At 73.0% G+C, this 18,823-nt stretch carries 22 protein-coding genes, 3 tRNA genes and 1 pseudogene; 7 read left to right on the forward strand and 19 right to left on the reverse strand.

The window, feature by feature from the left end; all coding sequences use genetic code 11:
• Window positions 1–15 precede the first annotated feature (15 nt).
• The 6 genes from ABD981_RS16790 to ABD981_RS16815 form a co-directional block, all read right to left on the reverse strand.
• Window positions 16–1,149, reverse strand: a complete 1,134-nt coding sequence (locus tag ABD981_RS16790; protein WP_345530459.1) for a UDP-N-acetylmuramate dehydrogenase — start codon at window positions 1,147–1,149, stop codon at window positions 16–18.
• Window positions 1,130–1,558 carry a MaoC family dehydratase gene (locus tag ABD981_RS16795; protein WP_046912508.1) on the reverse strand — a complete coding sequence of 143 codons (429 nt, stop codon included), beginning with the start codon at window positions 1,556–1,558 and terminating at the stop codon, window positions 1,130–1,132. The genes ABD981_RS16790 and ABD981_RS16795 overlap by 20 nt, the downstream gene beginning before the upstream one ends.
• A 2-nt stretch (window positions 1,559–1,560) precedes the next feature.
• Window positions 1,561–2,013, reverse strand: coding sequence for a MaoC family dehydratase N-terminal domain-containing protein (locus tag ABD981_RS16800; protein WP_046912509.1), 453 nt, complete (start codon window positions 2,011–2,013; stop codon window positions 1,561–1,563).
• A gap of 82 nt (window positions 2,014–2,095) precedes the next feature.
• On the reverse strand, window positions 2,096–2,260 hold the full coding sequence (gene rpmG, locus ABD981_RS16805) for a 50S ribosomal protein L33 (RefSeq protein WP_003956487.1): 165 nt from the start codon (window positions 2,258–2,260) through the stop codon (window positions 2,096–2,098).
• Between the two features lie 88 nt (window positions 2,261–2,348).
• Window positions 2,349–2,421 (reverse strand) — tRNA-Met (locus ABD981_RS16810).
• 43 nt (window positions 2,422–2,464) lie between these two features.
• Window positions 2,465–2,537: transfer RNA gene (locus ABD981_RS16815), tRNA-Thr, on the reverse strand.
• Window positions 2,538–2,757: 220 nt separating this feature from the next.
• Between ABD981_RS16815 and ABD981_RS16820 the strand changes: the two genes are divergently transcribed.
• On the forward strand, window positions 2,758–4,023 hold the full coding sequence (locus ABD981_RS16820; protein WP_345529702.1) for an amidohydrolase family protein: 1,266 nt from the start codon (window positions 2,758–2,760) through the stop codon (window positions 4,021–4,023).
• Between the two features lie 16 nt (window positions 4,024–4,039).
• Window positions 4,040–4,696: an NAD(P)H-binding protein gene (locus ABD981_RS16825; protein WP_046908902.1), complete on the forward strand. Its 657-nt coding sequence runs from the start codon at window positions 4,040–4,042 to the stop codon at window positions 4,694–4,696.
• Window positions 4,697–5,008: 312 nt separating this feature from the next.
• Here ABD981_RS16825 and ABD981_RS16830 read toward each other — a convergent pair whose 3' ends face one another.
• Window positions 5,009–5,218 (reverse strand): hypothetical protein, encoded by a 210-nt coding sequence (locus ABD981_RS16830; protein WP_345529704.1) that lies wholly within the window; start codon window positions 5,216–5,218, stop codon window positions 5,009–5,011.
• A 77-nt stretch (window positions 5,219–5,295) separates the two neighbouring features.
• On the opposite strand from ABD981_RS16830, the gene ABD981_RS16835 reads away from it, so the two are divergent.
• Window positions 5,296–5,739 carry a DUF6236 family protein gene (locus ABD981_RS16835; protein WP_345529706.1) on the forward strand — a complete coding sequence of 148 codons (444 nt, stop codon included), beginning with the start codon at window positions 5,296–5,298 and terminating at the stop codon, window positions 5,737–5,739.
• 67 nt (window positions 5,740–5,806) lie between these two features.
• Here the strand turns inward: ABD981_RS16835 and ABD981_RS16840 are convergent.
• A tRNA-Tyr gene (locus ABD981_RS16840) sits at window positions 5,807–5,888 on the reverse strand.
• A 172-nt stretch (window positions 5,889–6,060) separates the two neighbouring features.
• Between ABD981_RS16840 and ABD981_RS16845 the strand changes: the two genes are divergently transcribed.
• The 3 genes from ABD981_RS16845 (at window position 6,061) to ABD981_RS16855 (ending at window position 7,747) form a co-directional block, all read left to right on the forward strand.
• Window positions 6,061–6,552 (forward strand): YajQ family cyclic di-GMP-binding protein, encoded by a 492-nt coding sequence (locus ABD981_RS16845; protein WP_046908900.1) that lies wholly within the window; start codon window positions 6,061–6,063, stop codon window positions 6,550–6,552.
• Between the two features lie 62 nt (window positions 6,553–6,614).
• Window positions 6,615–7,127 (forward strand): methylated-DNA--[protein]-cysteine S-methyltransferase, encoded by a 513-nt coding sequence (locus tag ABD981_RS16850; protein WP_205628203.1) that lies wholly within the window; start codon window positions 6,615–6,617, stop codon window positions 7,125–7,127.
• Window positions 7,124–7,747, forward strand: a complete 624-nt coding sequence (locus ABD981_RS16855; protein ID WP_046908899.1) for an alpha-ketoglutarate-dependent dioxygenase AlkB family protein — start codon at window positions 7,124–7,126, stop codon at window positions 7,745–7,747. Before ABD981_RS16850 ends, ABD981_RS16855 begins: the two co-directional genes overlap by 4 nt.
• 12 nt (window positions 7,748–7,759) lie before the next feature.
• On the opposite strand, the gene ABD981_RS16860 is transcribed toward ABD981_RS16855, so the two are convergent.
• Entirely contained in the window at window positions 7,760–8,029 is a 270-nt protein-coding gene (locus ABD981_RS16860; RefSeq protein WP_046908898.1) for a GlsB/YeaQ/YmgE family stress response membrane protein, read from the reverse strand.
• A gap of 57 nt (window positions 8,030–8,086) precedes the next feature.
• Between ABD981_RS16860 and ABD981_RS16865 the strand changes: the two are divergent.
• A pseudogene (locus ABD981_RS16865) lies at window positions 8,087–9,317 on the forward strand (APC family permease).
• Here ABD981_RS16865 and ABD981_RS16870 read toward each other — a convergent pair.
• The 10 genes from ABD981_RS16870 to ABD981_RS16915 form a co-directional block, all read right to left on the reverse strand.
• Window positions 9,298–10,323, reverse strand: a complete 1,026-nt coding sequence (locus tag ABD981_RS16870; RefSeq protein ID WP_046908914.1) for a barstar family protein — start codon at window positions 10,321–10,323, stop codon at window positions 9,298–9,300. The pseudogene ABD981_RS16865 and the gene ABD981_RS16870 sit on opposite strands and share 20 nt — an antisense overlap.
• Window positions 10,324–10,331: 8 nt before the next feature.
• Window positions 10,332–10,733: a YccF domain-containing protein gene (locus ABD981_RS16875; protein WP_046908896.1), complete on the reverse strand. Its 402-nt coding sequence runs from the start codon at window positions 10,731–10,733 to the stop codon at window positions 10,332–10,334.
• Window positions 10,730–11,593 (reverse strand): zinc metalloprotease HtpX, encoded by an 864-nt coding sequence (gene htpX / locus ABD981_RS16880; protein ID WP_046908895.1) that lies wholly within the window; start codon window positions 11,591–11,593, stop codon window positions 10,730–10,732. The genes ABD981_RS16875 and htpX overlap by 4 nt, the downstream gene beginning before the upstream one ends.
• 145 nt (window positions 11,594–11,738) lie before the next feature.
• Window positions 11,739–12,188, reverse strand: a complete 450-nt coding sequence (gene mscL / locus ABD981_RS16885; RefSeq protein ID WP_046908894.1) for a large conductance mechanosensitive channel protein MscL — start codon at window positions 12,186–12,188, stop codon at window positions 11,739–11,741.
• Between the two features lie 35 nt (window positions 12,189–12,223).
• A complete protein-coding gene (locus ABD981_RS16890) occupies window positions 12,224–13,723 on the reverse strand; it encodes an NADH-quinone oxidoreductase subunit N (RefSeq protein WP_046908893.1) in 1,500 nt (499 codons plus the stop codon).
• Window positions 13,723–15,276 (reverse strand): complex I subunit 4 family protein, encoded by a 1,554-nt coding sequence (locus tag ABD981_RS16895; protein ID WP_046908892.1) that lies wholly within the window; start codon window positions 15,274–15,276, stop codon window positions 13,723–13,725. The genes ABD981_RS16890 and ABD981_RS16895 overlap by 1 nt, the downstream gene beginning before the upstream one ends.
• A gap of 27 nt (window positions 15,277–15,303) precedes the next feature.
• Window positions 15,304–17,277, reverse strand: coding sequence for an NADH-quinone oxidoreductase subunit 5 family protein (locus tag ABD981_RS16900; protein WP_046908891.1), 1,974 nt, complete (start codon window positions 17,275–17,277; stop codon window positions 15,304–15,306).
• A complete protein-coding gene (gene nuoK, locus ABD981_RS16905) occupies window positions 17,274–17,660 on the reverse strand; it encodes an NADH-quinone oxidoreductase subunit NuoK (protein ID WP_046908890.1) in 387 nt (128 codons plus the stop codon). The genes ABD981_RS16900 and nuoK overlap by 4 nt, the downstream gene beginning before the upstream one ends.
• Window positions 17,660–18,253 (reverse strand): NADH-quinone oxidoreductase subunit J family protein, encoded by a 594-nt coding sequence (locus tag ABD981_RS16910; protein WP_046908889.1) that lies wholly within the window; start codon window positions 18,251–18,253, stop codon window positions 17,660–17,662. Before ABD981_RS16910 ends, nuoK begins: the two co-directional genes overlap by 1 nt.
• Window positions 18,250–18,822 carry a NuoI/complex I 23 kDa subunit family protein gene (locus ABD981_RS16915; protein WP_046908888.1) on the reverse strand — a complete coding sequence of 191 codons (573 nt, stop codon included), beginning with the start codon at window positions 18,820–18,822 and terminating at the stop codon, window positions 18,250–18,252. Before ABD981_RS16915 ends, ABD981_RS16910 begins: the two co-directional genes overlap by 4 nt.
• Between the last annotated feature and the right edge of the window lies 1 nt (window position 18,823).

Below are 18,823 nucleotides of genomic sequence, written 5' to 3' on the forward strand. Positions count from 1 at the left end.
TCCCCGCGGCCCGGCCTAGAGCCGGACGCCGACGGTCACGGGCTCGTTGACGAGGGTGACCCCGAAGGCGTCCCGTACCCCGGCGACGACCTCGCGGGCGAGCGCGAGCAGGTCCTCGGTGGTCGCCTCGCCGCGGTTGGTGAGGGCGAGGGTGTGCTTGGTGGAGATCCGGGCGGGCCCGGAGCCGTAGCCCTTCACGAAGCCGGCCTTGTCGATCAGCCAGGCGGCGGAGGTCTTCACGGCGCCGTCCGCGCCCGCGGGGTAGGCGGGCGGGGCGGTCTCGGGCCCGAGGCGCTCGGCGACCCGGGTGAGGAAGGTCGCGTACTGCTCCGCCGTGAGGATCGGGTTGGTGAAGAAGGAGCCGGCCGACCACGTGTCGTGGTCCTCCGGGTCCAGGACCATGCCCTTGCCCGCCCGCAGCCGCAGGACGGTCTCCCGGGCCCGCGTGAGGGGCACCCGGTCGCCGGCCTCGACGCCGAGGGCGCGGGCGGTCTCCGGGTAGGCGATCGGCGCGGACATCCCGTCGGCGTCCTCCAGCTCGAAGCGGACCCGGAGCACGACGTAGCGGTCGGGCTGGTCCTTGAAGCGGCTGTGGCGGTACGAGAAGGCGCACTCGGCGTTGGTGAGGGTGACCGTCTCCTCGGCCCGCCGGTCGTACGCGACGACCTCGGTGACGGTGGCGGAGACGTCCTGGCCGTAGGCGCCGACGTTCTGGATGGGGGTGGCGCCCGCGGAGCCGGGGATGCCGGCGAGGCACTCGATCCCGGCGAGCCCGGCCTCGACGGTCCGCGCGACGGCGTCCGTCCAGACCTCTCCGGCGGCCAGCTCCAGACGGGTGCCGTCGAGGGAGAAGCCGGTCGTGGCGACGTGCAGGGCGGTGCCGTCGAAGCCCTTGTCGCCGATGACCAGGTTGGATCCGCCGCCGATGACGAGCAGCGGCGTGCCGGAGGCGTCGGCCTCGCGGACGGCGGCGATCACCTCGTCGTCCGTGGTGGCGGTGACGAGCCGGGTGGCGGGCCCGCCGAGCCTGAAGGTGGTCAGGGGGGCGAGGGGGGCGTCGTTGAGCTGCTGCACGGGCTCAAGGGTACGGGCCCCTCCCGTACGGAAGGGGCCCGTGTCTCCGGGGTCGTCAGGCGAGCTTGACCACAGCGCGGGACATGCCCAGCACCTTCTGGCCGGCCGAGGTCGCGACGAGGTCGACGCGGACCTGCTGGTCGTCCAGCTTGGCGGCCACCTTGGCGGAGACCTCGATCACGGCGCCCTCGTCGTCGTTGGGGACGACGACCGGCTTGGTGAAGCGGACGCCGTACTCGACGACGGCGGCCGGGTCGCCGGTCCAGTCGGTGACGACGCGGATCGCCTCGGCCATGGTGAACATGCCGTGGGCGATGACGTCGGGGAGGCCGACCTCGCGGGCGAACTTCTCGTTCCAGTGGATCGGGTTGAAGTCACCGGAGGCGCCGGCGTACTGCACGAGCGTGGCGCGGGTCACCGGGAAGGACTGCGCGGGCAGCTCGGTGCCGACCTCGACCTCGTCGTAAGCGATCTTCGCGGTCACGGTCAGGCCTCCTCGGGCGCGCGGGACACGAGCTTGGTCCAGGCGGTGACGACGTGCTCGCCGGTCTCGTCGTGGACCTCGCCGCGGATGTCCAGGATGTCGTTGCCGGCGAGGGACTTGATCGCCTCGATGGTCGAGGTGACCGAGAGGCGGTCCCCGGCCCGCACCGGGCGGGTGTAGGCGAACTTCTGGTCGCCGTGCACCACCCGGCTGTAGTCCAGACCCAGCTGCGGGTCCTCGATGACCTGGCCCGCGGCCTTGAAGGTGATCGCGAAGACGAAGGTCGGCGGGGCGATCACGTCCGGGTGGCCGAGCGCCTTGGCGGCCTCCTGGTCGGTGTACGCGGAATTCGCGTCCCCGATCGCCTCGGCGAACTCGCGGATCTTCTCGCGGCCGACTTCGTACGGCGCGGTGGGCGGATAGGTCCGGCCCACGAAGGACTGGTCGAGCGCCATGGCCTCGATACCTCCTGGTGTGTTGCCTGTACAAACGACACGAGGCCGTCCCCAAAGGGGACGGCCTCGTGTACGAGCCTGATTAGCGCGTCTCGCGGTGCGCGGTGTGCGAGTTGCAGCGAGGGCAGTGCTTCTTCATCTCAAGACGGTCCGGGTTGTTACGCCGGTTCTTCTTGGTGATGTAGTTCCGCTCCTTGCACTCCACGCAGGCCAGCGTGATCTTCGGGCGGACGTCGGTGGCAGCCACGTGAGTGCTCCTTGACGGACGGATTGACGGATGAACGCAGAAAATAGTAGCCGATCGTAGGACCGACCCCACAATCGGCTACTGCGTGTAGCGGTGACCGGACTTGAACCGGTGACACAGCGATTATGAGCCGCTTGCTCTACCGACTGAGCTACACCGCTTTGATGATCCGGATCCCACCCGAAGGTGGGTCCTTCTCACCAGAGCCCCAATACGGAATCGAACCGTAGACCTTCTCCTTACCATGGAGACGCTCTGCCGACTGAGCTATTGGGGCGAGCGAGGAAGACATTACACGGTCCTCCGCCCATCACCCAAATCCGTTTCCCCGGCCACCTGCGAGGCCGCTTCCCGGCAGCCTCCTAGGCCACTCGTGCCCTCATCAGTACGACTATTGCGCTCCTCCTCGAAGGCGGCCGTGGGCGCCCCTAGGCTCGGGCGCACGCTGCGTGATCTTGATCTTGGCCAGCGGTGGCCCGGAGCCCAGAGGAGCCCGATTGTCAGCCGACAGCAAGCAGCCCCAGCCGTCGCCCGAGGACCGTGCCGCGGCCACCGCCGACGCCGCGTCGCTGCTGCTCTGCAACGCGCGGCTGACCGACGGGCGCACCGTGGACGTACGGCTCGGCGGCGGCCGGATCGAGGCGGTCGGCACGGCCGGCAGCCTCGCGGCCGTCGGCGCCCGGGTCGACCTCGCCGGCTACCTGCTGCTGCCCGCTCCGGCCGAGCCCCACGCGCACGCCGACACCGCCCTCACCGCGGACTCCCCCGGCCCCGTCTCGTACGCCCCCGAGGACGTCCAGCGGCGGGCCACCGAGGCGGCGCTCTTCCAGCTCGGGCACGGGGCCACCGCGCAGCGCGCCCAGGTGCGGATCGGGGACGTGCACGGCCTCGGGCCGCTGGAGGCCGTGCTCCAGGCGCGGCGCTCGCTGCGCGGCCTGGTCGACCTGACGGCCGTGGCGGTGCCCCGGCTGCTCACCGGGGCGGCCGGGGCCGACGGCCTGGCGATGCTGCGGGACGCGGTGAAGATGGGCGCCGGGGTGGTCGGCGGCTGCCCGGACCTGGACCCGGATCCGACCGGGTACGTGGAGGCGGTGCTGGAGGTGGCCGCCGAGCACGGCTGCCCGGTGGACCTGCACACCGACGGCGAGGACCCGGCCCGGCTGGCCCGGCTGGCGGCGATGGCCGGCGGGCTGCGGCCCGGGGTGACGATCGGGCCCTGCGCGGGGCTGGGGCGGCCGGCCCCGGACGCGGCCCGGCGGGCGGCGGACCGGCTGGCGGCGGCCGGGGTGACGGTGGTCACGCTGCCCCAGGGCGGCTGCGGGGCCACCGAGCGGCGCGGGACGGCCCCGGTGCGGCTGCTGCGGGCGGCCGGGGTGCGGGTCGCGGCGGGCAGCGGGGCGCTGCGGGACGTCTCCAACCCGGTGGGGCGCGGGGACCCGCTGGAGGCCGCCTATCTGCTGGCCTCGGTGGCCGGACTGCCGGCCGGGGCGGCGTACGCGGCGGTCAGCACGGACGCGCGGGCGGCGATGGGCCTGCCGGAGGTGCGGGTGGAGGCGGGCTTCCCGGCGGAGCTGCTGGCGGTGCGGGGCGAGCGGCTGGCGGGCGTGCTGTCCCTCGCGTACAGCCGGATCGTGGTGCACCGGGGCCGGGTGGTGGCGCGGACCAGCGCGGTGCGGGAGTACTGCGATTCGGCGGCGGCGTTGGACCTGCCGAGGCAGACACGCCCTGAGCGGCCCGATCCGGGGAGCAACGCGGCCCGCTGAGTCGTACGGTCGGGGTATGCGCGTAGTCATCGCTGGTGGACACGGACAGATCGCCCTGCGCCTGGAGCGGCTGCTCGCCGCTGCCGGGCACGAACCGGTGGGCGTCATCCGCCGTCCCGAACAGGGCGCGGCCCTGCGGGAGGCGGGTGCGGAACCGGCGCTCATGGACCTGGAGTCGGCCTCCGTGGAGGAGGTCGCCGGGATCCTCCAGGGCGCGGACGCGGCCGTCTTCGCGGCGGGCGCGGGCGCGGGCAGCGGCGCGGACCGCAAGGACACGGTGGACCGCGCGGCGGCGGTCCTCTTCGCCGACGCGGCCGAACGGGCAGGCGTGCGCCGCTTCCTCGTGGTCTCGTCGATGGGCGCGGACGCGGCCCACGAGGGCGACGCGGTCTTCGACGCCTATCTGCGCGCCAAGGGTGCCGCGGACGACGCCGTACGCGCCCGCACGGGGCTCGACTGGACGGTCCTGCGCCCCGGGATGCTCACCGACGACGCGGGTACGGGCCTGGTCCGCCTGGAGGCCCGCACGGGCCGCGGCCCGGTCCCCCGCGACGACGTGGCGGCGGTGCTGGCCGAGCTGCTGGAGACCCCGGCGACGGCGGGCCTGACCCTCGAACTGATCTCGGGCTCGGTCCCGGTCACGGTGGCGGTGAAGGACGTCGCGGGCAACTGACCCCCGCCGGGCGTAGCTTGGACCCTCCACGCCGCACCGGGGGGTCCAGCACATGCGCGTCCTGCTCTACTACCCGCTCGTCTCGCCGCCGCCGGAGGTCGTCCACCAGGCGCTGCTCTACTGGGACGCCCTGGCGTCCGTCACGCCGCTGGACCGCCAGGTCCGGCGGGCCGCGACGAGCCCGGAACTCGCGGAACTCGAACAGCTCGGGCTGTACCACCCGATGGACCACTACCGGCTCTTCGACCAGGCCCTGCCCGACCGGGAGTTCACGGACCGGATCCGCGTCGCGCTGCGGCGGCTGGCGGAGCGTCAGGCGGCGGCCCCCGCGCCCTTCGACGCGTACATCAACTCCTCCAAGTGGTCGTGGTCCCTGGAGCGGCACCTCGTCTCCCTGGGGCTCGGTACCCGGCTGTCGGGCCGCTGGTCCATCGCCGTGACCGCGGAGACCGCGCAGACGGTCATCGGGGCGGCTGCGCGGATCGCCGCCGCGGAGGCGAGCCGCGACACCACGGCGTACATCCCGTACACCGACGCTCGCGTCGCGCACCGGGCCGCGCGGGAGCTGTCCCCCCGGGACCCTGAGCGGCGGCTACGAGGTGGACCTGGGCCGCGTCCTGCCGCTCCCGGCCCCGGGCACGCCGCTCTCGGCGGTGCTGGCCTTCCGGGAGCGCCACGCGGACGAGCGGCACCGGCTGCTGCGGGCCGTCCACCGCCTCCTGGGCGAGCTGCGCCGCGACTACGCCCACCCCGCCGAGGTCCTCGGCGAGCTGGAGCGCGAGCTGTCCGCGGCGGCGGCCGACTACCGCGCGGCCGGCACCGCCCTCCGCCTGGCCTGGCGCACCCGCCTGATCACCGTCGCCGTCGCCCTCACGGGCGCCGCCGGCGCCGCGGCCTCGCTCCCCGGCTGGGCCACGGTGACGGCGGCCACGGCGGGCGCCTACGCGGTCAACGTGGCCACGGCCCCCATCCGCCCGCTGAAGACCCGTCGCGACGACCACGACTTCGCCTACCTGCACCACGTCCGCGAGGACCTGGGCTGAACGACCGCGGAAACGCGGAACGGCCCCCGATCCGCGTTTCCGCAGATCGGGGGCCGTTCCTTCCATGTGGCGGCGCCAGGATTCGAACCTGGGTAGGCTAAGCCGACGGATTTACAGTCCGCTCCCATTGGCCACTCGGGCACACCGCCATGGGATCGCTGCTTCGGATGGCCGCTTTTCGGCGGTGCTCCTTGGCAACGACGTAAACGATACCTGATCCCCAGGGGTGCTTCGCCACCGGATTGATCACGGGTTCGCGGCGGTCCGGGTGGCTACGCTTTGTGCTGTACCCGAACGCATCCGAGCAAGGAGCCTCACCCCATGGCCGACTCCAGTTTCGACATCGTCTCCAAGGTCGATCGGCAGGAGGTCGACAACGCCCTCAACCAGGCCGCCAAGGAGATCCAGCAGCGCTACGACTTCAAGGGCACCAACGCCTCGATCTCGTGGTCGGGCGAGAAGATCCTGATGGAGGCGAACGGCGAGGAGCGGGTCAAGGCGATCCTCGACATCTTCCAGACCAAGCTGATCAAGCGCGGCATCTCGCTGAAGTCGCTGGACGTGGCGGGCGAGCCGCAGCTGTCCGGCAAGGAGTACAAGCTCTTCGCCTCGATCGTCGAGGGCATCTCCCAGGAGAACGCCAAGAAGGTCTCCAAGGTCATCCGCGACGAGGGCCCCAAGGGCGTGAAGGCCCAGGTGCAGGGCGAGGAGCTGCGGGTCACCTCGAAGAGCAGGGACGACCTGCAGGCGATCATCGCGCTGCTCAAGGGCAAGGACTTCGACTTCGCCCTGCAGTTCGTGAACTACCGGTAAGCACCCGGTTCGGCGTCCGAAAACCGCCAGCCGGAGGCCGGCGGGAATCGCACACTGGAGTCATGGACGTCATCGACGAGATCACCGTGTACGCGTACACCGACGGCCCCCTGGGCGAGATGCTCCTGGTCGGAGAGCTCGCCGAAGGGGGCCGTACCGCGTTGCGCTCGCTCTCGCTGCCCGGCCAGAAGGGGGGCGCGACGGTCGAGGAGGGGTGGGTCCGCGATCCGGCGGCCTTCGAGGAGGCCGTGCGGCAGCTCGGGGAGTACTTCGCCGGCGAGCGGGACTCCTTCGACCTGCTCCTCGCCGGGGGCGGGACCGACTTCCAGCGCCGGGTGTGGGCCGCCCTGGAGGAGATCCCGTACGGGACGACCGTGTCGTACGGCGACGTCGCCCGGCGGGTCGGGGCCTCCGGCGCCGCCGTGCGGGCCGTGGGCACCGCGATCGGACGCAATCCGCTGCTCGTGGTGCGGCCCTGCCACCGGGTCATCGGCGCGGACGGGAGCCTGCGCGGCTACGCGGCCGGGCTGGAGCGCAAGGAGGCCCTGCTGGGGCTGGAGGGGGCCCTCGCGTGAGCGAGGGACTGTTCCCGCGCGAGCGGGCCGAACCGGCGCCCGGGGCGGTGCACGTCCCCGGCTGGCTGCCGTTCGCGCGCCAGCGGGAACTGGTCGCCGCCTGCCGCGACTTCGGGCGCGGGCCCGTCCCGTACCGGCAGACCGTGCTGCCCGGCGGCGGGGTGATGTCGGTGCGCTCGCTCTGCCTGGGCCGGCGCTGGGAGCCGTACCGCTACCTGGACGGCGTCGCCGTCGAACTCCCGGGCTGGCTGGCCGAGCTGGGGCGCGAGGCGCTGGCCGAGGCGTACGGCGACCACGGCGGGTTCGCGCCGGACACCGCGCTGGTCAACTTCTACCCGGACGGCGCGCGCATGGGCATGCACCAGGACAGGGAGGAGCGGTCCGCCGCCCCGGTGGTGTCGCTGAGCCTGGGCGACACCTGCGTGTTCCGGCTGGGGAACACGCAGGACCGCGGACGGCCCTACACCGACGTGGAGTTGGCCTCCGGGGACCTGTTCGTCTTCGGCGGGCCGTCCAGGTTCGCGTACCACGGGGTGCCCAGGGTGTACGCCGGGACGGCCGATCCCGCGCTGGGGCTCGGCGGGCGGCTGAACATCACCCTGCGCGAGACGGGGCTCTAGGGCTCCGAGGTCCTAGCGTTCCCGCGAGTGGCCGAAGAGGACCCGGTACGCGATCAGGAGGACCAGCGAGCCGCCGATCGCCGACAGCCAGGTCGCCCCGTCGTAGAAGTCCGCGGTGATCGGGCGGTCGAGGAAGCGGGCCGACAGCCAGCCGCCGAGGAACGCGCCGACGACGCCGATCAGCGTCGTGCCGATCAGGCCGCCGGGGTCCCGCCCGGGCAGCAGGATCTTGGCGATGACTCCGGCGAGGAGTCCGAGGACGATCCAACCGATGATGCTCATGCCAGGAAGGACGCCCTGTCGGCCCCCGCGGTTGCCGCGCTGACTAGTGTGCGGCCCATGACACAGGAACTGCGCCGCTCCCTCGGGGTGTTCGACGCCGTCGTCATCGGGCTCGGCTCGATGCTCGGCGCCGGGATCTTCGCGGCGCTGGGCCCGGCGGCCCACGCGGCCGGCACCGGACTCCTGCCGGCGCTCGCGACCGCCGCCGTCGTCGCCTACTGCAACGCCACGGCCTCCGCCCGGCTCGCCGCCCGCTACCCGGCCTCCGGCGGCACCTACGTGTACGGGCGGGCACGACTGGGCCCGTTCTGGGGGTACTTGGCGGGCTGGGCCTTCGTCGTCGGCAAGACGGCCTCCTGCGCGGCCATGGCGCTCACCGTCGGCGCCTACCTGTGGCCGGAGCAGGCGCACGCGGTCGCGGTCGCCGCCGTGGTCGCGCTCACCGCCGTGAACTACCGGGGCGTGCAGAAGTCGGCGCTCCTCACCCGGGTGATCGTGGCGCTCGTCCTGGCCGTGCTCGCCGCCGTCGTGACGGTCTCCGCGGGGGGCCGGACAGGCCGAGCGGCTCGGGCTCGACGGGGACGTGCCGACCGGCGGGGTGCTGCAGGCGGCGGGGCTGCTGTTCTTCGCCTTCGCCGGGTACGCGCGGATCGCGACGCTCGGCGAGGAGGTCCGCGACCCGGAGCGGACCATTCCCCGGGCCGTGCCGATCGCCCTGGGCATCACGCTCGTCGTCTACGCGGCCGTCGCCCTGAGCGTCCTCGCCGTCCTCGGCGCGCCCCGGCTGGCCGCCTCCGCGGCCCCGCTCGCCGACGCCGCGCGCGCGGCGGGCGCGCCCTGGCTGGTGCCGGCCGTCACCGCGGGCGCGGCGCTCGCGGCCCTCGGCGCGCTGCTCTCGCTGATCCTCGGCGTCTCCCGGACCACCCTCGCGATGGCCAGGGACGGGCATCTGCCGGCCCCGCTGGCCGCCGTGCACCCCCGCTTCGGGGTGCCGCACCACGCGGAGCTCGCGGTGGGCGCGGTGGTGGCCGTGGTGGCGGCGACGGCCGACGTGCGGGGCGCGATCGGCTTCTCGTCGTTCGGCGTCCTGGTCTACTACGGCATAGCCAACGCCGCCGCCTGGACGCTCGGCCCCCGCGAACGCCCGCTGGCCGCCCTCGGGCTGCTCGGCTGCGGCGTGCTGGCCTTCGCGCTGCCGATGGGCGCCGTCCTCGCCGGGGTGGGCGTCCTGGCGGCGGGGACGGTCGCGTACGCCGTGGTGGGCGCCGTCAGGCGAACTCGACCGTGACGCCCGAGCAGGCCAGGGCGACGACGATCTCCTCGAAGGTGGGCGGCCGGTTCCGCGTCCGGGGCAGCACGCCGAGGCAGGTGCGGGCGACGTGCGCGTCGTGCCAGACGAGGGTGGTGCCCGGCTCGAACGGCGGGTGCAGCTGGTCGAGGTCCTCCGCGAGATAGCCGCCGGGGCCCAGGAAGGCCTCCCCCAGCGCGCACCAGAAGGAGTCCGCGTCGACGACGTGGGTGCCGTCGAGGTGGTACGTGTCGGCCGGCGGGTCCGGCACCTCGGAGCGGCGCCTGGCCTGTTCCAGCCACGCGCCGCGGGTCCCGGAGGGGAAGCGGGCCCAGGTGCCGGGCTCCTCGGGGCGGCACCCCCACCACAGCTCCCAGATGTCCGCGACGGCCGGCGGGCGCAGGTCGCGGCGGTCGACGAGCACGGTCAGGTCGAGCAGTCCGGCCCGGGCGTGCGCGTCGCCCTCGGACGGCGCCCAGCCGGTGATCCGGGCGCCCCGGGTGCCGGAGGCGGCCGTGCCGGCCCGCGCCAGGCGCTCGTAGGTGACGGGACCGGGGAGCGCGGGCCCGCCGGACTCCACGGCGCCGCGCAGGGCCCCGCGCGGGGAGCAGCCGAGGAAGGTGACCTCGGTGTGCGTCGCCTCCTCCGGCTCCTCGGGGGAGACCCGTATGAGGTTGGCGCAGTCGACGGCGTCCCGCCGGTCCCGCTCGCGCAGGGGCGGGGTGCGGGCCTCGACGGTGACGACGTCGCCGCGTATGCCGAGGACGCGGACGTCCAGGAGGCGGGACACGCCGTCCGCCGTGCGCACGAGGAGCTCGCCCTGGGGCGCGGTGCCCTCCACGACGGCCTGGGTGACGGCCCGGGCGAGCGGGCCGCGCGGCTCGCAGCCGCGGAGCTCGTAGCGGGCGCGGGCGGGCGGCGCGGGGTCGGCGAACAGGCCGTCGACGTCGGCGCACAGGGCGAGGACGTCCGCGCCGGACAGCAGCGCGTACTTCGGGTTCGGCACTCCCCGCACTAGTGGACCGGGTAGCCGTGGGCGGCCTGGTCCGTGCGGACGATCTCCTTGCCCAGCGGCAGCAGCGAGACCGGCACCATCTTGAAGTTCGCGATGCCGAGCGGGATGCCGATGATCGTGATGCACAGGGCGATGCCGGTGGTGATGTGGCCGAGAGCCAGCCACCAGCCGGCGAGGATCAGCCACAGCACGTTGCCCACGCAGGAGGGCGCGCCCGCGTCGCGGCGGTCGACGACCGTGTACCCGAAGGGCCACAGGGCGTAGACGCCGATCCGGAAGGCGGCGAGGCCGAAGGGGATGCCGATGATCGTGATGCAGAGCAGGACGCCCGCCAGCATGTAGCCGAGGAACATCCAGAATCCGCAGAGGACCAGCCAGATGACGTTCAGGATTGTCTTCACGGGCGTCGACCTGCCATCTGTTCGAGCCGGGCGATGCGCTCGGCCATCGGCGGGTGGGTGGAGAACATCTTCGAGAGGCCCTGTCCCGGGCGGAACGGGTTCGCGATCATCATGTGGCTCGCGGTCTCGATCTTCGGCTCGGGGGGCAGCGGAAGCTGCTTGGTGCCCGCCTCCAGCTTGCGCAGGGCGCTGGCGAGGGCGAGCGGGTCGCCGGTGAGCTGGGCGCCGGAGGCGTCCGCCTCGTACTCGCGGGAGCGGGAGATGGCGAGCTGGATGACCGAGGCGGCGATCGGGCCCAGGATCATGATCAGCAGCATGCCGAGCAGCCCGGGGCCGTCGTCGTCGTTGGAGCGGCCGATCGGGATCAGCCAGGCGAAGTTCACCAGGAACATGATCACGGAGGCGAGCGCGCCGGCCACCGAGGAGATCAGGATGTCCCGGTTGTAGACGTGGCTCAGCTCGTGGCCGATGACCCCGCGCAGCTCGCGCTCGTCCAGGATGGCGAGGATGCCCTCGGTGCAGCACACGGCCGCGTTGCGCGGGTTGCGGCCGGTGGCGAAGGCGTTGGGCGCCTGGGTGGGCGAGATGTAGAGCCGCGGCATGGGCTGGCGGGCCTGGGTCGAGAGCTCCCGGACCATCTTGTAGAGGGCCGGGGCCTCGAACTCGCTCACGGGACGTGCGCGCATGGCGCGCAGCGCCAGCTTGTCGCTGTTCCAGTACGCGTAGGCGTTGGTGCCGATCGCCACGAAGAGCGCGACGATCAGGCCCGTACGCCCGAAGAAGCTGCCGATGACGATGATGAGGGCCGAGAGCCCTCCGAGGAGTACGGCGGTCCTCAGCCCGTTGTGCCGGCGGTGCACGGTACGCCCTCCAAGTGGTGCGGCAGGGGAACCCTTTGCTCTATGGGGATCCACCGTCCAGTGGACCCTCCCCTCCTGGTCAACGCCAGGCGGAAGGCTCGGGTTCCCCGGGCCGCACGGGGTGCCGTGTGGGCCGTACGGGTGACTAGCGGGCGGCGGGGATCTTCTCAGCGAGGGAGAAGACCGGCTCGACCTCGCTGGTGCAGTGGGCGCAGCGGGAGGCGATGGCCGGGATCTCGGTGAAGCAGCGGGGGCAGTCGCGCTTCTCGGACTTCGGGTCGGACGCCTCCTCCTTGGCGAACCTCTCCTGGATCTTCGACATGGGGACGACGATCAGGAAGTAGAGGACGGCCGCGGTGATGACGAACGCTATGGCGGCGGCGATCGCCAGACCGTACGGGAAGACGGTCTTGCCGACGGTGAAGCTGGCCTCGCTGAAGTCGCCGACCGAGCCGGTGGCGAGACCGATGAGCGGGGTGATGAACGCCTTGCTGAAACCGGTCACGACGGCCGTGAAGGCCGAGCCGACGGCCAGTCCGATGGCCATCGAGACGACGTTCCCGCGAAGTATGAAGTCCTTGAAACCGTTCAGCACGGGGTACTGCTCCTTGGGTTTTTTCCGTGGGGGGATCAGAAGACGCTGTTCGCCGCGAAGCGGAGGGCGATCTGCGGGTAGCCCGACAGGACGACGCCCGCGACGGCGGTCAGCGCGATCGCCAGGGTGACGGGGGTGGGGGCCCCGAGCCGCGTGACGGCGCCGTCGGCGGCGCCCTCGGGCGCACGGAAGATCAGCGCCGTCCACCGCAGGTAGTAGTAGAGGGCGATCACGACGTTGACGCCCATGATCACGGCGAGCCAGCCGAGGCCGGCGTCGACGGCGGCCGAGAAGACGGTCACCTTGGCGAAGAGGCCGATGATACCCGGGGGCAGTCCGGCCAGATTCAGCAGGAAGAAGCCGAGCGCGAGGGCGACGCCGGGGCGCTCGGCGTACAGGCCGCGGAAGTCGGAGATCCGGGCCTGCGGGCGGGTCCGGGCGACGAGCACGACGACGGCGAAGGCGCCGAGGTTCACGACGGCGTACATCAGGGCGTACGCGACGGTGGCGCCGATCTGGTCGTCGCTGGAGTACGCGGCGGCGGCGATCGGCACCAGGAGGTAGCCGGCCTGGGCGACGGAGGACCAGGCGAGCAGCCGTACCGCGCTCCACGCGCGCGTGGAGACCTGCCGCAGGGCGGCCACGTTGCCGACGGTCATGGTGAGCGCGGCCAGGACGGCGAGCGCCGGTCCCCACACGTCCGCGTAGGAGGGGAAGGCGACGACGGTCACCAGGATGAGCCCGGTGAAGCCGACGGCCTTGCCGACCACGGACAGGTAGGCGGCGACGGGCAGCGGGGCTCCGACGTAGGTGTCGGGCACCCAGAAGTGGAAGGGCACGGCGGCGGTCTTGAAGGCGAAGCCGACGAGGGTGAGCACCACGCCCGCCTGGGCGAGGGTCTGCAGCTGGCCCGGCACCCCGCCGAGCCGCTGGGCGATCTCGGTGAGGTGGAGGGTGCCGGTCGCCGCGTAGACGAAGCTGACGCCGAGCAGGGTCACGGCGGTCGCGGTGACCGAGGAGAGGAAGAACTTGAGGGCCGACTCGCTGGACATGCGGTCGCCGCGCTTGAGGCCGACCAGCGCGAAGGCGGGCAGCGAGGCCACTTCGAGGGCGACGACGAGGGTCGCCAGGTCCCGGGAGGCGGGCAGCAGGGCGGCGCCGGCCGCGGAGGACAGCAGCAGGAACCAGTACTCGCCGACGGGCAGCTTGTCACGGGTGTCGGCGAGCGAGAGCAGCGCGGTCACGAGCGCGCCGCCGAGCACCAGGAACTGGATGACGACGGTGAAGTGGTCGGCGGTGTAGCTGCACGCCCGCAGGCCGGTGTCGGGGGTGAGGCAGAAGGTCGACCGGTCGCCGGCCCGCAGCGGGACGAGCAGCGCGAGGGCGGCGGCCAGGCCGCCGACCGCGGTCCAGCCGAGCAGCTGCTTGCGCGCGGCGGGGACGAAGAGGTCGGCGACGAGGATGCCGACCGCGACCACCGCGGTGAGGGTGGGCGGCGCGATCGTGAGCCAGTCGACGGACTGGACGAGGGACATCACGGCTTTCCTCCGGCGAGCAGCTGCTGGACGGCCGGGTCGGTGAGGCCGAGGAGGACCGCGGGCCACAGTCCGGCGAGGACGGTGAGGGCGACGAGCGGGCTCCAGGCGGCGACCTCGTACCCCTGCACGTCGGCGATGGGCGTCTCGCCGGCCGGGCGGGGGCCGCCCATGCAGACGCGGCGGACGACGAGGAGCAGATAGGCGGCGGTGAGGAGGGTGCCGAGGCCGCCGATCGCCATGAAGGTGAGGAAGGCGGGCCGGCTGAGGCCCTCGGCCGGGTCGAAGGCGCCGAACAGGGCGAGCATCTCGCCCCAGAACCCGGCGAGGCCGGGCAGTCCCAGGGAGGCGACGGCGGCGAAGGCGAGGAGGGCGCCGAGACGGGGGGCGCGGCCGTAGAGGGCGGCGCCGGTGGCCCCGGCGAGGGTGTCCAGGTCGGCGGTGCCGTAGCGGTCCTTGAGGGCGCCGACCAGGAAGAAGAGCAGGCCGGTGATGAGGCCGTGGGCGATGTTGGCGAAGAGGGCGCCGTTGACCCCGGTGGGGGTCATGGTGGCGATGCCGAGGAGCACGAAGCCCATGTGGCCGACGGAGGAGTACGCGATCAGGCGCTTGAGGTCGCCCTTGTTGCCGGGCCGTACGAGGGCGAGGCAGGCGAGCGATCCGTAGATGATCCCGGCGACGGCGAAGGCGGCGAGGTACGGGGCGAAGGTGCGCATGCCGTCGGGGGCGATCGGCAGCACGATGCGGACGAACCCGTAGGTGCCCATCTTCAGCAGGACGCCGGCGAGGAGGACCGAGCCGACGGTCGGGGCGGCGGTGTGGGCGTCCGGGAGCCAGCTGTGCAGCGGCCACATCGGGGTCTTCACCGCGAGTCCGAGGCCGATCGCGAGAACGGCGACGACCTGCACCGTCGTGGTCAGGCCCCGGCCGTTGTCGGTGGCCAGTGCCACCATGTCGAACGTGCCCGCCTTGATGCCGATGAGGAGGAGGCCGAGCAGCATCACGACCGAGCCGAGCAGCGTGTAGAGGACGAACTTCCAGGAGGCGGCCCGCCTCCCCTCGCCGCCCCAGCGGGCGATGAGGAAGTACATCGGGATGAGGACCGTCTCGAAGGCCAGGAAGAACAGGACCAGGTCGAGGACGGCGAAGGTCGCGAGGGTGCCGGACTCGAGGACGAGCAGCAGCGCGACGAATGCCTTGGGTGACGGGCCCGACGGCATCTTGAAGTAGCTGTACAGCGCGCAGAGGAAGGTCAGCAGCGCGGTCAGGAGCAGGAGGGGGAGCGAGATGCCGTCGACACCGAGGTGGATGCGCACGCCGAGCGCGGGGATCCAGCTGACGTCCGTCGTGGCCTGCATCGCCGACGGCCGGTCGTGGTCGAAGCCGAGCGCGAGGACGATCGCGGCCAGCAGGATCACGCCGGTGACGGTGACGCCGTGGCGCAGCACGGCCTGGTCGGGGGAGTTCCCCCTCAGTCCGGGCGGGGCCGGCAGGAGGGCCGCGGCGGCGCCGACGAGCGGGCCGGCGACGATCAGGGCGAGCAGGAACTGCATCACGGATTCGCTGATATCGATCACGGCTCACGCTCCGGCGACGTTGGCGAGGACGACGGCGACGATCGCCAGGACGACGGAGCCGGCGAGCAGGGCGCTGAGGTAGCTCTGCACGTTGCCGGTCTGGGCGCGGCGGACCAGCCAGCCGAGGCCCTTGGCGCTGTCGGCCGCGCCGCGGACGTAGGTGTCGACGACCTCGCGGTCCAGGAAGCGGACCAGGGAGGCGGCGGCGAGCACGGGGCGGACGAAGGCGGCCCGGTAGACGGCGTCCAGGTGGAAGCCGTCGGCGGCCGGGCGGTGCAGCGGTCCGAGCAGGGCGCGGCCGGGGTCGGCCGGGTCCTGGGCGGGGTGCGGCAGGTCCAGGGCCTCCGCCTCGACCTGGCCGCCCTCGGCGTCGGGGTGGGCGACGGTGGTCCCGGCGGGGACCGCGCGCCGGGGGGCGAGCGCCCGCCAGACCGCGTACAGGACGGCGGCGCCGACGACGGCGAGGCCGGTGCCGAGGACGGCGGTGGTGACGGTCGGGGTCAGCGGGTGCCCGTCGAACCAGTCGTCGAGGTAGGCGGCGGTCAGTCCGAAGCCGAGCGAGGGGACGGCCAGCACCCACAGGACGGTGGTCATGGCGAGCGGCTGGCGTCCGTGGTCCGGCGCCTCGGTGCCGCGGCCGCGGAAGGCGAGCAGCCACAGCCGCATCGCGTACGCGGCGGTGAGCAGCGCCGTGAGGAGTCCGGCGACGAAGACGATCCAGCCGGCCCCGGCCGGGGCGACGGTCGTCTCGCCGGTGGCGGTGTGCTCGGCGGCGACGAGGACGGCCTCCTTGGAGAAGAAGCCGGCGAAGGGCGGGATCGCGGCGAGCGCGAGCAGGCCGACGGTCATCGTCCAGTAGGCGTCCGGGATGCGCTTGGTCAGCCCGCTCATCCGGGACATCGCGGAGAGCGAGTTGGTGCCGGCGGCGTGGATGACCGCGCCCGCGGCGAGGAAGAGCAGCGCCTTGAAGGCGCCGTGCGACAGGAGGTGGAAGACGGCGGCGCCGCGGTCGCCGACGGCCAGGGCGCCGGACATGTAGCCGAGCTGGCCGATCGTCGAGTAGGCGAGGACCCGCTTGATGTCGTCCTGGGCGAGCGCGGCGAGCGCCGAGCCGACCATGGTGACCGCGGCCATCACGGCGAGCACGACGAGCGCGGCGGCCGAGGCGGTGAAGACGGGCAGCAGCCGGGCCACGAAGTAGATGCCGGCGGCGACCATCGTCGCCGCGTGGATCAGCGCGGAGACCGGGGTCGGGCCGGCCATCGCGTCGGGCAGCCAGGTGTGCAGCGGGAACTGCGCGGACTTGCCGGCCACGCCGGCGAGGAGCAGCAGCGCGATCAGGGTGGGGTGGTCGAGGCCGCCGCTCGCGACGGCGCCGAGGACGCCGGTGATGCGGAAGGTGCCCGCGTCGGTGGCGAGGGCGAAGAGCCCGATGAGGAAGGGGACGTCGCCCAGCTTGGTGACGAGGAAGGCCTTCAGGGAGGCCGAGCGGGCCTCGGGGGTCTCCCAGTAGTGCCCGACCAGGAAGTACGAGCAGATGCCCATGATCTCCCAGCCGACCAGGAGCACCATCAGGTCGCCGGAGTAGACGACGAGCAGCATCGCGGAGGTGAAGAGGGAGACCAGCGCCGCGTACGAGGGGTAGCGCGGGTCGTGGCGGAGGTAGCCGGTCGAGTAGACCTGCACGCAGGTGGCGACCACGCCGACCAGGACGGCGACGAGGGCGGCGAAGCCGTCGATGTGCAGGGCCAGGTCGATCGGGACCGAGCCGGTGGGCGTCAGCTGGGTGGCGGCGTCGATGGACTTCCCGCCGCCCTGGCGGCCGGCGACGACGGCGGCGAGGACCGCCGCGGCGAGCGTCGGCAGCACGGCGAGGGGACGCACGAAGCCGGGGGCGGTGCGGCCGAGGAAGAGGCCGGCGACGGCGCCGAGGAAGGGGAGCAGGGGGACGAGGACGGCGAGGGTCGTGGTGGTCACGCGTGGGCCTCGGCCTTCTCGTCCGCGGACGGCTCGTCGTCGGACCGGTCGTCGTCGGACGGCTCGTCCTCGGACGCGGTCTCCTTGGTGTCGCGGAGCCGGTCCACGTCGGAGGTGCCGCGGTTGCGGTAGACCATCAGGACGATCGCGAGACCGATGCCGATCTCCGCGGCGGCGATGGCGATGGTGAAGAGGGTGAGGGCCTGCCCGGCGTGCAGGGCGTCCCGCAGCCAGACGTCGAAGGCGACCAGGTTGAGGTTGACGGCGTTGAGCATGAGCTCGACGGACATCAGGACCAGGATCGCGTTGCGGCGGGCGAGCACGCCGTACAGGCCGACGCAGAAGAGGAGGGCGGCCAGGACGGCCGGGTAGACGAGGTGCATCAGTCCCGCTCCCCCGCACTCGCGTTCTCGGTCCCGTTCTCGGTCCCGTTCGTGCGCTTCGACAGGACGATCGCGCCGACCAGGGCCGCGAGCAGCAGCACCGACAGCGCCTCGAAGGGCAGCACCCAGTGCCGGAAGAGGATCTCTCCGGTCACCGCGGTGGAGCCCTGGACGGTGCCGCCGGGCCCGTCGAGGTCGATCCAGGTGGTGCGGAAGGCGTCCACGACCACCCACACCAGGGCGGCCGCGGCGGTCACCGCGACCCCGAGGGCGACCCAGCGGTTGCCCGAGTCGGAGTCCGGCGAGCGGCCGATGGGGGCCTTGGTGAGCATGAGCCCGAAGAGGAGGAGGACGACGACCGAGCCGACGTAGATCAGCACCTGGACCCAGGCGATGAACTCCGCGGTCAGCAGCAGGTACTCGACGGCGACCCCGCCGAGCGCCACGACCAGCCACAGGGCGGCGTGCACGAGCTGCTTGGTGGTGACCGTGACGAGGGCCGCGCCGAGGGTGACGAGGCCGACGAGGAGGAAGGCGATCTCGACGCCGGTGGGCGACAGGAAGCCGTGGGCGTTCGGGGCGGCGAGGATCACTGCTGCTCCCCCTCGGCGGCCTCGGCGGCGGCCGAGGCCGCGGCCTGGGCCGCCGCCTTCTCGGCCGCCTTGCGGGCCGCGGCGATCTCCTTCGGCTCCTCCGCGCGCGGGTCGAGCGCCGGCGGCTCCGGCACGGTCCACATCCACTCGCGGAGCTTGTCGCGCTCGTGGGTCAGCTCGTGGATGTCGGTCTCCGCGTACTCGAACTCGGGCGACCAGAACAGCGCGTCGAACGGGCACACCTCGATGCAGATGCCGCAGTACATGCAGAGGGAGAAGTCGATCGCGAAGCGGTCCAGGACGTTGCGGCTGCGCTCGCGCCCGCCGGGGGCGGCCGGGGGGACCGTCTCCTTGTGGGAGTCGATGTAGATGCACCAGTCGGGGCACTCGCGGGCGCACAGCATGCAGACCGTGCAGTTCTCCTCGAACAGCCCGATCACCCCGCGGGTGCGGGGCGGCAGTTCGGGCTGCACGTCCGGGTACTGCGCGGTGACGCTCTTGCGGGTCATCGTGCGGAGGGTGACGGCGAGGCCCTTGGCGAGGCCGGAGCCGGGGATCGGGGGGGCCATG

The organism is Streptomyces showdoensis (assembly GCF_039535475.1).
Taxonomy (GTDB): domain Bacteria; phylum Actinomycetota; class Actinomycetes; order Streptomycetales; family Streptomycetaceae; genus Streptomyces; species Streptomyces showdoensis.

Coding starts and splice junctions, on each gene's coding strand:
- ABD981_RS16800 (WP_046912509.1), bottom strand. CDS start 2,013: ATGGCGCTCGACCAGTCCTTCGTGGGCCGGACCTATCCGCCCACCGCG.
- ABD981_RS16825 (WP_046908902.1), top strand. CDS start 4,040: ATGCGCGTAGTCATCGCTGGTGGACACGGACAGATCGCCCTGCGCCTG.
- ABD981_RS16830 (WP_345529704.1), bottom strand. CDS start 5,218: ATGTACGCCGTGGTGTCGCGGCTCGCCTCCGCGGCGGCGATCCGCGCA.
- ABD981_RS16845 (WP_046908900.1), top strand. CDS start 6,061: ATGGCCGACTCCAGTTTCGACATCGTCTCCAAGGTCGATCGGCAGGAG.
- ABD981_RS16850 (WP_205628203.1), top strand. CDS start 6,615: ATGGACGTCATCGACGAGATCACCGTGTACGCGTACACCGACGGCCCC.
- ABD981_RS16860 (WP_046908898.1), bottom strand. CDS start 8,029: ATGAGCATCATCGGTTGGATCGTCCTCGGACTCCTCGCCGGAGTCATC.
- ABD981_RS16890 (WP_046908893.1), bottom strand. CDS start 13,723: ATGTCCCTCGTCCAGTCCGTCGACTGGCTCACGATCGCGCCGCCCACC.
- ABD981_RS16895 (WP_046908892.1), bottom strand. CDS start 15,276: ATGCAGTTCCTGCTCGCCCTGATCGTCGCCGGCCCGCTCGTCGGCGCC.
- nuoK (WP_046908890.1), bottom strand. CDS start 17,660: ATGCACCTCGTCTACCCGGCCGTCCTGGCCGCCCTCCTCTTCTGCGTC.
- ABD981_RS16915 (WP_046908888.1), bottom strand. CDS start 18,822: ATGGCCCCCCCGATCCCCGGCTCCGGCCTCGCCAAGGGCCTCGCCGTC.